Source organism: Staphylococcus cohnii species complex 1663 (genome assembly GCF_041008415.1).
Taxonomy (GTDB): domain Bacteria; phylum Bacillota; class Bacilli; order Staphylococcales; family Staphylococcaceae; genus Staphylococcus; species Staphylococcus ureilyticus.
On record NZ_JBFDVL010000001.1, the window covers coordinates 360,145 to 373,343 of the forward strand.

At 36.9% G+C, this 13,199-nt stretch carries 11 protein-coding genes; 8 read left to right on the forward strand and 3 right to left on the reverse strand.

Going from position 1 to position 13,199, the window contains the following annotated elements; translation table 11 throughout:
* The first annotated feature begins 389 nt into the window (after positions 1-389).
* Positions 390-1,736 (forward strand): alanine/glycine:cation symporter family protein, encoded by a 1,347-nt coding sequence (locus tag AB1J10_RS01705; protein WP_046207025.1) that lies wholly within the window; start codon positions 390-392, stop codon positions 1,734-1,736.
* Positions 1,737-1,859: 123 nt separating this feature from the next.
* Here the strand turns inward: AB1J10_RS01705 and AB1J10_RS01710 are convergent, their stop codons facing one another.
* From AB1J10_RS01710 to AB1J10_RS01720, 3 genes are all read right to left on the reverse strand, one after another.
* On the reverse strand, positions 1,860-2,447 hold the full coding sequence (locus tag AB1J10_RS01710) for a histidine phosphatase family protein (protein ID WP_070038338.1): 588 nt from the start codon (positions 2,445-2,447) through the stop codon (positions 1,860-1,862).
* Positions 2,448-2,720: 273 nt separating this feature from the next.
* Positions 2,721-3,971, reverse strand: a complete 1,251-nt coding sequence (locus tag AB1J10_RS01715; RefSeq protein WP_070038335.1) for a M20 family metallo-hydrolase — start codon at positions 3,969-3,971, stop codon at positions 2,721-2,723.
* A complete protein-coding gene (locus AB1J10_RS01720) occupies positions 3,971-4,813 on the reverse strand; it encodes an alpha/beta hydrolase (RefSeq protein ID WP_070038332.1) in 843 nt (280 codons plus the stop codon). The genes AB1J10_RS01715 and AB1J10_RS01720 overlap by 1 nt, the downstream gene beginning before the upstream one ends.
* Before the next feature lie 174 nt (positions 4,814-4,987).
* Between AB1J10_RS01720 and allC the strand changes: the two genes are divergently transcribed.
* The 7 genes from allC to AB1J10_RS01755 all read left to right on the forward strand — a co-directional run bounded on the left by allC (position 4,988) and on the right by AB1J10_RS01755 (position 13,197).
* Positions 4,988-6,220 (forward strand): allantoate deiminase, encoded by a 1,233-nt coding sequence (gene allC, locus AB1J10_RS01725; protein ID WP_070038330.1) that lies wholly within the window; start codon positions 4,988-4,990, stop codon positions 6,218-6,220.
* A gap of 125 nt (positions 6,221-6,345) precedes the next feature.
* Positions 6,346-7,134: a (S)-ureidoglycine aminohydrolase gene (gene allE / locus AB1J10_RS01730; RefSeq protein ID WP_046207020.1), complete on the forward strand. Its 789-nt coding sequence runs from the start codon at positions 6,346-6,348 to the stop codon at positions 7,132-7,134.
* 15 nt (positions 7,135-7,149) lie between these two features.
* Positions 7,150-8,181 carry an ureidoglycolate dehydrogenase gene (gene allD, locus AB1J10_RS01735; RefSeq protein ID WP_064209614.1) on the forward strand — a complete coding sequence of 344 codons (1,032 nt, stop codon included), beginning with the start codon at positions 7,150-7,152 and terminating at the stop codon, positions 8,179-8,181.
* Positions 8,182-8,337: 156 nt separating this feature from the next.
* On the forward strand, positions 8,338-9,387 hold the full coding sequence (gene allD, locus AB1J10_RS01740) for an ureidoglycolate dehydrogenase (RefSeq protein WP_046207018.1): 1,050 nt from the start codon (positions 8,338-8,340) through the stop codon (positions 9,385-9,387).
* A 15-nt stretch (positions 9,388-9,402) separates the two neighbouring features.
* Positions 9,403-11,163, forward strand: coding sequence for an acyl-CoA synthetase FdrA (locus tag AB1J10_RS01745; protein WP_064209612.1), 1,761 nt, complete (start codon positions 9,403-9,405; stop codon positions 11,161-11,163).
* 1 nt (position 11,164) lies between these two features.
* Entirely contained in the window at positions 11,165-12,430 is a 1,266-nt protein-coding gene (locus tag AB1J10_RS01750) for a DUF1116 domain-containing protein (protein WP_064209611.1), read from the forward strand.
* Complete coding sequence (locus AB1J10_RS01755; protein ID WP_369002982.1) at positions 12,427-13,197, forward strand: DUF2877 domain-containing protein; 771 nt, start codon at positions 12,427-12,429, stop codon at positions 13,195-13,197. Before AB1J10_RS01750 ends, AB1J10_RS01755 begins: the two co-directional genes overlap by 4 nt.
* Positions 13,198-13,199 lie beyond the last annotated feature (2 nt).

Here is a 13,199-nt window from a genome sequence, read left to right on the forward strand (position 1 = left end):
TTCGCTAGTGTGCTTACCACAGGAGTAGGTATAAACCACTGCCAATATCACTCAAAATGATTACAATATATCAATCAAATCAGTGAGACAAGTGATTCAAAGAAATAGAAGTAAATGTAGCAGACCATTGATATTTAGGGTAGAGCTGAAGATTTAAAATTTGTTAATACTGTAAAGAAACAAAAACTGATCCATTTATTAACGGCACTATTGTTTTTTGTTTTCACAAGCTCTGAACTCGGTTTGAGTGAACGACTCTAGGGAATAATATTACATATTACATTTTTAAGTATCTACATATATCGCTTTTAAAGTGATTGGAGCTTAAAGTCATATTACTTTGATCACAACATATGGTGAGATGCTTTAAAGCAAAGGGGTTGTAATATTTGGAAAAATTAATTTCTTTTTCGGATTGGTTATGGGGTTATCCACTTGTACTCCTGCTTTTGTTTGCAAGTGTATTTTTGACAGTCTATTTAAATTTTATTCAATTTAGGCATTTTTTCTATATGCTCAAACAAACATTTGGGAGTGTTAATAAAAAACCTAGAGGGGAAGGAACAATTACACCACGTCAGGCTTTAACTTCCGCCTTATCTTCAACTGTAGGTGCAGCTAATATCGTGGGTGTACCTACTGCGATAATGATGGGTGGGCCTGGTGCGGTATTTTGGATGATGGTTATCGCTTTTTTAGGCATGGCTTTAAAATTTAGTGAGAATGTCTTAGGTGTCCACTATCGTGAGCAAAATAAAAAAGGTGAGTTTGTGGGCGGTCCGACTTATTACATGAAAAAAGGCTTTAAAAACAAGAAGTTAGGCACAATTTTTTCGTTGATATTTGCCTTTGCGCTGATGATTGAAATTGTTCCAAGTATTATGGTTCAAGGTCATTCTGCAGCGAGCACGATGAAGGATACATTTAATGTGCCTATGGCGGTTTCTGGTGTTATATTAGCAGTTCTTGCTGCACTCGTCGTTTTTGGCGGTGTGAAACGTATTGCTTCGTTTGCTGAAAAAATTGTACCAATCATGGTTGGGCTTTACTGTTTTTTTGGCTTTTTAATCATTTTAATGAATATTAGTCATGTCCCTAATGTTATTTGGTTAGTGATAGAACAGGCATTTAATCCTACGGCAGCTGTAGGAGGTACATTTGGTGCAGCATTAGCTACTACAATTCGTTGGGGCTTTGCGAGAGGGATTTATTCTAATGAAGCTGGTCTTGGTACATCGTCAATTGCGCATGCAGCTGCAAAAACGGACCACCCAGTTCGACAAGCTTTCTGGGGTATCAGTGAAATTGTGGTAGACACGTTAATCATTTGTAGTACCACTGGTTTTGTTGTTTTAGTTTCAGGTGTTTGGAAAGCGAGTGATGCGAAAGCACAGTCTGCAGCGTTAACTGCCAGAGCATTTGAAAATACTTTTGGTCAATTTGGAAGTATGATGGTATCTATTTCGATGATGTTCTTCGTATTTTCAACCGTTGTAGTAGTTATTTTTTATGGATCAAGAATGGCAGAATTTTTATTTGGACTTACGGCAGGTTGGGTGATGAAAACAATATATGTGCTTTCGATGATCGTAGGTGCGTTAGGTGCTGCACAACAATTGTGGGACTTGCTTGATTTGGCACTTGCAGCCGTATTGATTCCAAACGTTATCGCAGTGATAATGTTATCGCCAAAAGTGAAATCGTTAACCACAGATTTCTTTAAAAATTATAAATAAACCTTATTAATATAAAAAGTACCAAACCTCATACTTGTCATTACTAAAAGGAAATATTGGCTTTAACTTTTAGTACGATGCATCATGAATGAGTGTTATGGTACTTTTAATTGTTGATGATATTTATGATTTCGGGCTCTGAACTGGTAAATGATGTGTCGTATTATAGTCTAGGATGTGCGTGTTATTGTCGTTAATTTCTAATGTACTGAAACTACCATTAGCAAGTCTAGTAATACCAGTGCCGATTGCTCCATTAGAAAAATAATAGAATATAGCATTAATAAAGGCGCCATGAGAGATAATTAAAATATTTTTATTTGTGTGATCTTGATGTACAGTCTCAAGCCCCTTTAAAAAACGTTCGGTAACCATTGCTTCAGTTTCTTTGTTTGGATATTCACGATTCGGAAAACGCGCATCTCGTTCGTAATAAGTAAGGCCTTCTGCATCTCCAAATGCAATTTCAATAAATGATTCCTTTTCATAAAGTGGTATGTTTAACTTTTGTTGAATAATTTGTCCAGTTTCTTTAGCTCTTAGTAATGGGCTCGTAATCATGAGGTCCCATTCATTTTGAAGTAAGGAAGTGCCACAAGCTTGCGCTTGTTTTATGCCTGATTCATTCAATGGGATGTCTGTTCTGCCCTGTAATTTACCAGCAATATTCCAATCTGTTTCTCCATGTCTAATAAAACATATTTTTGTCATTATAAATCAACCTTTACCATGATGTGTTTTAAGCAGTATCTCTTTGATATTATTAACGATTTTTCTATTTATTATGGTATAACACGAATTAAATTTCCACTTATTATAAATAATCATAACACGTTTGCTTGTGTTAGATGGTGAAACACATATCAACAGGCGTTGGTTTCAAGAACCCTGTGTTTATGAAATGATGCATGATCATGATTGGTGTGATTATGCTGAAAGATTGTATATCATATTGCGATTGATAGGTCAAAAGACTAATGTGCATTAAGTTTCCAGTACTGTGTCAACTTTTGCTAATTCGATCGTTGTTGCAATCATCACATTAATACCTTTTTCGATTTGGCTATCGGTTACAGACTCTTTTGGCGAATGACTAATGCCATTTTTACATGGAATAAAAATCATACTTGTAGGACAAATGGGTGCGAAATTCATCGCATCATGACCAGCACCACTATACATATAGCGATATTGATATGCTAGTGCCTTACAACCGTCTTCAGAAATCTTAGCAATCGCTTGATTAAATTGTCGAGGTTGATCCTGACCTAAATCTTCTAATTCATAATCTGCTTGACGTTTTGTGGTAATGGTTTCGATGTGCGTTTTCATCTCTTCGACAACTTTTTCTCGAATATCTTCATCTTTTCCTCGAATATCGATGAGTAGTGTGACTTCACCAGGAATTGCATTCATTGTATTAGGATAAACGTTGGCATACCCCACAGTCGTTACTATCCCCTTATCATGATAAGCCTGACCTAAGGCTTCGATTTTTAAAATGACTTCAGCAGCAGTAGTCAATGCGTCTGTACGCATCGGCATAGGTGTTGATCCTGAGTGGCTAGTAATACCAGCTATTTGTAACTTGAAGCGGTGTGGTGCAGCAATGTGTGTGACGATGCCAATATCTTTTTGATTATTTTCAAGAATTGGACCTTGTTCAATATGTAATTCTAAAAATGCTTTGATTTTGTTTCTTTCAAATAATGCTGCTTTACCGTTCATATCTTGCGCTAAAGGTGCAACAATATCGTAAAGTACGTTGCCATCGTTATCTTTGATAAATTTCATATCATCTTTTGTCATTTTACCAGTAAGGTATTTACTTCCTAAAGTTGCTTCGTTGAAACGTGTAGATTCTTCGCAAGCAAATGCAATAATTATAATTGGATGATCCGTTTCTATATGATGCGCGTTTAAATGTTCGACTACTTCCAGTGCACCAAGCACACCTAATAGACCGTCATATTGGCCGCCATCCTTTACAGTATCGATATGTGAGCCTAGTACAATTGGTTTTAAAGAAGGATGCTTTCCTTCTCTACGTGCAATAACATTACCAAAGAAATCAAAGTAAACATCTAAACCTGCCTTTTGACATAACATTGAAAATTTTAAGGCTGCGACACGTTCTGGATGACTAAAAGCAATGCGGTTAATCCCCCCGTTTTTGGGGTTGCGAGCAAAATTATTAAATGTTTGAAAATTTTCTATTACATTTTGTAAGTTCATCATTTATCCCCTTCGATATTCAGTTTAATTTGATTCAAAAATTGAATAACTCGTTCATATACTGCTTTACTCGTTGAGTTAACTTCACGATCAAAATCATGGCTGTCTAGGTCTAAACGTTCAAAGTGACTCGTTTCAATTAATCTAGCTATATATTCACTTTCACTATAAGGTACATCAGGATCTCCTGTACAGTGTACAATGAACATAGGAGGGAAGTTTTTTATTTCTTGTGGTGTGATATTATAAGTACTTTGTGTAGATGATTGAATCCCTAAATAGGACATCCAACGTGCTTGACCACGAACATATAAGTAAATTGGATATCTTGTTTGCAACGGCGCAGATGTTAATGGTTTAGATTGAATCAATTGATTTAATATTTTCGGTGTAATTTGTGTAGATAGCGCTTGATATTGTTTATTTGGCTTCAAAAAGGCAGGCACATGTACACGCGAGTAACCATAGAAATCAATGATACTATCAACTTTACGATGACGTGCGACAAGCATAGCTAAAAATGCACCGGCTGAACGTCCGAAGGTAATCAGTGGTAACGAAGGATAAAGTGATTTTAAATGATCGTAGTTACTCAGTGCATCTTCAATAATCGTATCAATATGACTTTCTGGAGCAAGTCGATAGGAAACCATTATTAAGTAATAGGATTCGGATAAAATATCTATATACGCTTGCGGTAAATCGTTTGGTTGTCCAAAAATGAGTCCGCCACCATGAAAGTACATAATGACGCCTTTAGGGCTTTGGTTTTTAGCTGCTATGATGGAATAAGGTAATGGAAAACCATCCTTTGATAGACAAGTAGCTTTTTGTTGAGTCAAATTGACCTAGCCTCCTATTAGATATATTTTGCTAAATATATTATCTCAAATAAAAAACACGACGTATTTGTATAAATCGAATAAAAGTAAAGAACATTATTGTTAGAATTGTGAATGATAAGTCATATGTAAACGCTTATAATTGTATGTGAAATGAAAAAGGAGTTGAATTACATGGACATCCGATCTTCTTTTGAGGCTCTAGACAAAAAATTCACTGCGTTTGGCGGTTTGACTGGTGGAGGCATCACGCGTCTACTTTATTCTAAAGAATGGTCAAATGCTGTACAAGCATTGAAAGAAACACTAGAAAAAGATGGATTTGAAACAGAATTCGATAGCATCGGCAACTTAAAAGGACGTATTGAAGGTAGTAAATACCCCGAAGAAACAATTATGTCCGGTTCTCACATTGACACAGTTGTTGAAGGTGGCCATTTAGATGGTCAATTTGGTGTGTTAGCTGCTGTTGTTGCGATGCAGTCACTTAAAGCCGAATATGGCCAACCATTACGTTCATTAGAAATTTTAGCTTTAGCAGAAGAGGAAGGTAGTCGTTTCCCATTTGCTTTCTGGGGAAGCAAAAACTTCTTCAACTTAGCTGATAAAGCTGATGTAGATTCAATTGCTGATGGCGAAGGTGTTGCTTTTAAAGAAGCGATGCGTGAATGTGGCTTTGATTATCGAATAGCAGATAATGATTATAGTTACATAAAATCATTTATCGAAGTGCATATTGAACAAGGTAAAGTATTAGAGACGGAAAATAAATCAATTGGTGTCGTTAACGGCATCGTTGGTCAAAAACGCTATACGATTAACTTAAAAGGTGAAGCAAACCATGCAGGTACGACACCGATGGGCTTGAGAAATGACGCAGTTGTAGCTTTCAGCAAAATTGCTAATCAATTAACAGATCGTGCGCGAGAAATAGGGGATCCATTAGTCATTACATTTGGTCGTGTAGACCCAGTGCCGAATACAGTTAATGTGGTTCCAGGAGAAGTTACGTTCTCTATTGATTGTCGCCATATTAATCAAGATGAGTTAAACCAATTTGCAGAAGAAATTGATGCATGTATTAAACGTGTATCTGAAGAAGAAGGCGTGCAATGCGACATCGATTTATGGATGGATGAAGCACCAACTTTGATGGATGAACGCTTGGTTAAAGAAGTTCAAAATGCTGCTGAAACAGTAGTGGGTGAATCAAAGTGGAAATTAATGCCTTCTGGTGCAGGTCACGATTCTCAAATTTTTGCTAAATATGTGCCGACATCAATGTTGTTTGTACCATCTATTAATGGTGTGAGTCACAACGTTGAAGAAGAGACAAATGTAGAAGATTTAGTTAAAGGTATCGAAGTGTTAAAACAAGTATTATATAAACTTGCTTATAAAGAATAATACTTAGTGATAGGCACCTAGAACAACATCATTGGGCTATATAAATAAACATGGTTCAACAAACTTTTTATAGAGAAAAGCAAAAAAGATTTTAAATACAGATAAAGAAAAGGAGCATTTTATTTATGGGTTATATTAATCATAATCAAGGATATAGAGAAGGTTTATTAGAAACACGTTCAGTAATTAAAAAAGATAACTATGCAGTCATCACACCAGATGGTTTAGTAAATAATGTTGTACCTGGTTTTGAAGATTGTGACGTAACGATTTTAGGTTCACCAAGACTTGGTGCGCGTTTCGTAGACTACCTCGTAACATTGAAAAATCAAGGTGGAAATAGACAAGGATTTGGTGGAAATGGTGTTCAAACATTCATCTATGTTGAATATGGAAACATCAACGCGTATGCAGATGATAAAAAATATGAATTGAGTGCAGGTGGTTATTTATATGTACCATCTCATCAAGTAATGACATTTGAAAATAGCAATCAAAACAATGACAGCCGAGTATTCTTATATAAAAAACGTTATCAACCTTTAGAAGGTTATACGCCAGAAGTTGTAACTGGAAACGTTAATGATATGGTTCAAGAGCCATATGAAGGCATGGAAGAAGTTAAAATTCTTGATTTGCTACCAAAAGAATTAGCATATGATATGAATATTCACATCTTGTCATTTAAACCAGGTGCTTCACACGGTTATATTGAAACACACGTTCAAGAACATGGGGCTTATGTATTAAGCGGACGTGGTATGTACAACTTAGACAACGAATGGCAACCAGTTGATAAAGGTGATTATATCTTTATGGGTGCTTATGCACCACAAGCAACTTATGCTGTTGGTTTAGACGAACCATTCGCTTACATCTATTCCAAGGATGCAAATAGAGATATAGAAATTTAAGGAAGGTTGTTAGTCATGGAAGAGGGAGCATTAATATACGTCGAACGTGGTAAACTACGCCAATTATTTAAAGAGAAATTAACACACGCAGGTTTACCTGACGCGCAAGCTGAAAAAACAGCAGATCTGATGATATTTGCTGACGAACGAGGCATTCATTCACATGGCTCAGTTCGAATGCAGTATTATGCAGAACGAATTGCTAAAAAAGGTTTTAATTTGGAACCAGATTTGAAATTTACGAAGACGGGTCCTTCAGCAGGCACATACTTCGGCGATAATGCTGTTGGCCATTATGTTGCATATCAAGCGATGGAAGAAGCGATCAATTTAGCAAAATCCAGTGGTATCGGCATGGTAGGTATTCAAGAGATGGGGCATAGTGGTGCCATTGGCTATTTTGCAGAACAAGCTGCAAAACAAGGTATGGTTGCATTAACCGTATGCCAATCTGACCCAATGGTCGTACCATTTGGTGGTACAGAATCTTATTTTGGTACGAATCCAATCGCTTTTGCGTCACCACGAAAAAGTGGTGATCCTATATTGTTTGATATGGCAACAACGGTACAAGCGTGGGGGAAAATATTAGATGCACGCTCAAAAAACAAATCAATACCTGATACATGGGCAGTGGACAAACATGGTGAACCTACTGCAGATCCTTTTGAAGTAGCTGCGTTATTACCTGTTGCCGGACCAAAAGGTTACGGTTTGATGATGATGGTAGACATATTAGCAGGTAGCTTGTTAGGTTTACCGTTTGGTAAGCATGTCACTTCAATGTATGAAGATTTAAGTCAATATCGTAGATTAGGACAATTTCATATCGTAATTAATCCAGCATATTTTGGTGATGAAACACAGTTTTTAACACAGGTTTCTGACATGGTAGATGAGTTGCATGACGTTAAACCTGCTAAAGGTTTTGATCAAGTGTATTATCCAGGTGAGATTCAAGAAGAAGTTAAAAAACAATATGCAGAGCGAGGTATTCCAGTTCCGCAAGAAATTTATGATTATTTAATATCTGATGACATATATTAGGAAGTAATAAAAAGAAGTGAACGAGATAATTTAATGTAATAAATGGTGACTTATGACATTTAGCATGGTGCGTCTTTAGTAACTTCTTTTTTTACTGCTTGAAAACACAAATTTTAAGGAAATATAACACAATAATAGTAATAAGGAGGTTGTACTATGCGTGTTTCTAAAAATGATTTATTTGATTTAATGAAAAATAAACTAGTTAAAGCAGGATTAAATGAAGATGCTGCAAAGGATGTCGCTGATGTTTTGACTTTTGCAGACCATAGAGGTATTCATTCTCATGGTGCAGTCAGAGTGGAATATTATGCGGAACGTATTGCTAAGGGAGGTATTACTGCTAACCCTGAGTATCAATTTGAGCAAACAGGTCCTTCGACAGGTGTTTTTGAAGGGGATAATGGCCCTGGACATCAAGCTGCGAAACAAGCGATGGAAAAAGCAATTGCAATGGCAAAAGAAAATGGTGTCGCAGTTGTTGGTGTGAAACATATCTCTCATAGTGGTGCCTTAGGTTACTTTGTGGAAATGGCATCTAAAGCAAACATGGTTGGTTTAAGTATGTGTCAATCTGATCCAATGGTCGTACCGTTTGGTGGTACAGAACCTTATTTTGGTACAAATCCAATTGCATTTAGTGCGCCGTCTAATGATGAGAGAATTATTACATTTGATATGGCGACAACAGTACAAGCATGGGGCAAAGTGCTCGATGCTAGAGCCAAACATCAATCTATTCCAGATACTTGGGCAGTAGATGCTAACGGCGAGCCAACAACAAATGCAAGAGATGTTCATGCACTAGTTCCAGTGGCAGGTCCAAAAGGTTACGGTTTGATGATGATGGTAGATATCTTGTCTGGAAGCCTGTTAGGTGTGCCACATGGTGTTCATGTTTCATCTATGTACAAAGACTTAACTAAAGGTCGTGACCTAGGACAATTACACATCGTCATTAACCCTGCATTTTTTACTGACTTAGATCAATTTAAATCACGTATTTCAACGATGTTAGATGAACTAAAAGCGCAACCAGCTGCTGAAGGATATGGAGAAATATTCTATCCAGGTGAACGTGGACGCTTACGTAGTGAAAAATACGATGAAAAAGGCATTGAAATAGTTGATGAAATTTACGATTACTTAGTGTCAGAGGATGTACACTTTGATCGTTATCATGGAAAAAATAGATTTGCAGAATAATAACGGAGGAATAGTATGTTATACACAATAATTAAAGAAAACACGTACCAAGATTCGATTGTATTAATGTTGTTATCGAATAAATTGTCTGCTATTGATGGTGTGAACCAAGTTTCAATTATGATGGGCACGCCTGCCAATAAGGATATTTTCAAATCATCAGGATTTGACACTGAAGCATTAGATAATGCGAAACCTAATGACATCGTTGTTATCGTAGATACTGATGATGAATCTAAAGTTGATGAAGTTAATGAACAAGTTGATGCAGAACTCAAAGGTAAAGGTGAAGAGGATGACAAGTCTAAAAAGCAAGACGAAGCTTCAAACTGGAACCGTGCTTTAGAATTAGCAAACAATCCAAACTTGGCATTAATTTCAATTCCTGGTCAATATGCAGCGATGGAAGCTGAAACTGCTTTGAAAAACAATTTAAATGTATTTATGTTTAGTGATAACGTTGCAAAAGCTGACGAAGTGCGCTTAAAACAAATGGCGCATGAAAAAGGATTATTAGTGATGGGGCCTGACTGTGGTACAGGGATAATCCATAGCCTACCACTTGCATTTACTAACACAGTGAACGAAGGTGACATTGGCGTTATCGGTGCTTCTGGTACAGGTATCCAAGAAGTGACTACTATCATTGACCGTGAAGGCAAAGGTGTGACAAATGCAATCGGTACTGGCGGTCGTGACTTATCAACTGAGGTTGGTGCGATTACGATGTTAGATAGTATAAAAGCATTAAATGCCGATCCTAAAGTTAAAGTCATTACTGTTATATCTAAACCACCAGCTAAAGAAGTCGAAGAAAAAGTATTAAATCTTCTACGTAATATTGAAAAACCTGTGGTTACCTTATTCTTAGGTTCTAAACCAACTTACACAGAAGAAAATATCTATCATGCATATACTTTAGAAGAAGCGGCACGCGTATCTGTCCAACTATCTAATGATGAAACGCCGCAATTTAACCCAACTTTTAAGGAAAATCTTGGTATTAAATTTGCTGACAATCAAGACGGCATCAAAGGATATTATTCAGGTGGTACTTTAGCTTCAGAAGCAGCAATGTTAGTGAAGGATACTTTAGGCGACGCTTCAGGTGAAGTAACACCAGAAGGATTCTCATATAAAGGTGGAAACCATGAAATTATCGACTTAGGCGATGACATTTATACACAAGGTAGACCACATCCAATGATTGATCCATCGAAACGCATTGAAATGTTAGAAACATCATCTGATGATCCATCAACTGCTGTAATTATGTTAGATAATGTTATTGGTTATGGTAGTCATGATGATATGGCTAGCGAACTTGCACCGACAATCAAAACGATTTTAGACAAAGTTAAAGCTAATGGTCGTTCATTAGCAGTGCTTGCTACAGTTGTTGGTACGCAACATGATCATCAAGGGTATGATAATCAAGTTAAAACTTTAAAAGAAGCTGGTGCGATTGTTTGTGAAACAAACGACCAAATGGTTCGTACTGCGCTTAACTTAGTTGGCAGCAGCGTAGCACAACCAAAATTATCAACGAAATCATTTGATTCAGAACCTGTAGATTTAACTGTCGATGAAAAAGTGATGAATTTAATAAACATGAAACCAAGCGTGATTAACATTGGATTGAAGAGCTTTACTGAAGCAATCCAAGCAAGCGATGCACCAGTCGTGCAATTCAACTGGCGTCCAATTGCAGGAGGAGACGAAAAATTAATGAAAGTACTGCAATTCTTAAACAATTATGAAGGAGAGACGGTATAAAATGGCATATAAAACAATAGATGAAGCTAACCAAGCAGTCATTGATAAGATGATTGCAGCAGCACCATTTTTAGTGGATGTCGTGCCAGCTAAATCTAAAATTCCTGAACTCAAAGAAAACGTATTATTACATGCTGGTCCACCAATTAAATATGAAAATATGACTGATCCTATGCAAGGTTCTTGTGTCGGTGCAATTCTTTTTGAAGGATGGGCAGACAATGAACAAGACGCACGTAAATTGTTAGAAGAAGGTCAAATCACTTTCATCCCTTGTCACCACGTCAATGCAGTTGGTCCAATGGGTGGTATTACATCAGCTAATATGCCTGTACTTGTTGTGGAAAACAGAGAAACAGGTAACGAAGCATATTGCCAAATGAACGAAGGTATCGGCGCAGTATTACGTTTCGGTGCTTATAATGATACAGTAGTCAATCGTCTTCACTGGATGAAAGATGTTTTAGGACCGGTATTAAGTAAGGCATTACACAAAATGAACGATGGTTTAAATGTGAACGTATTAATCGCTAAAGCAATTGCAATGGGTGATGAATTCCACCAACGTAACATTGCAGCTTCATTAGCTTTCTTAAAAGAAGTTACGCCTATCATCTCATCATTAGATGATGTTGAAGCAGAAAAACGTACTGAGGTATTACAATTCTTAGCTGATACAGACCAATTCTTCTTGAACATAGCGATGGCTACAGGTAAAGCTATGATGGATGCAGCACGTACAATTGAGCACGGTACAGTTGTAACAGCGATGTGTCGTAACGGTGAAAACTTTGGTATTCGTATCGCTGGTATGGGCGATGAATGGTTTACTGCACCAGTCAATACACCACATGGGCTATTCTTCACAGGTTACTCTGCTGAAGATGCTAATACTGATATTGGTGACTCAGCGATTACTGAAACGATTGGTGTTGGTGGTATGGCAATGATCGCTGCACCAGCTGTAACTAGATTCGTTGGTACTGGGGGCTTTGATGACGCATTAGATATCAGTAATGAAATGACTGAAATTTGTATCGGTGAGAATCCAAACTTTGCCATCCCTACATGGAACTTTAAAGGTGCTTGCTTAGGTATTGATGCACGTAAAGTCGTTGAAACTGGTATTACGCCAGTTATTAATACAGGTATTGCTCATAAAATTGCAGGTTATGGTCAAATCGGAGCAGGTACCGTTCACCCACCGATTGAATGTTTCGAAAAAGCAATTACGGCATATGCTGAGAAATTAGGTTTTAAAGCGTGATTTTCCACGCAACAGCTATAGGCAATATTGCCCAGAAAATATTGGCAAATCATCAAACCTTTTATGTGCATAGTATATTTAACAAAGGATTCAATATTGTCAATGATGCGCAAGAACTGGTATTTATAGGTACAGATGAAAATGGCATGTTTCCGTTCGGCATATTAATAGATCAACAAACGAAACAAAGTTTGTTAAAAGAGATTGCTTTAAACCAACAAATCTCTATAGCTCCTAACACGATATATATTAGTAAAACGTGCCAACTTGTGTGGCATGTCCCATCATTGCCATTTAAAGACTTCGCTGAAAAGGTAAATAATGATGAACTCAAGCAGAATATATCGACATATGATTTTACGATGTATGAAGAAGGTGACTTTGACCGCCAAACAATGAGCCGAATCATACATGCGCTTAAAGATGAAGATGTTGAAACCGTAGAACATTATTATCGCTACTTAATTGGTAGAGGAAAAGGGCTTACGCCCTCTGGTGATGACATTCTAACTGGTATGTTGTTCATTCATTTTACTGATCCTTATATTAGAAAACCAAATTTAGAAAAATTAAAACAACTACTTGATGAACCATTAACAACACTAGTAGGAGAAACATTTTTAAAATGCGCACAGCAAGGGGTGTTTAGTTCGAAAATATCAGAGTTACAACATGAGCCGTCACTGGCAAATATTGAGCGACTGCTTAAAGTAGGTTCGTCATCAGGAAGAGACACAGTATATGGCATGTTTGTAGCATTAACTTGAAG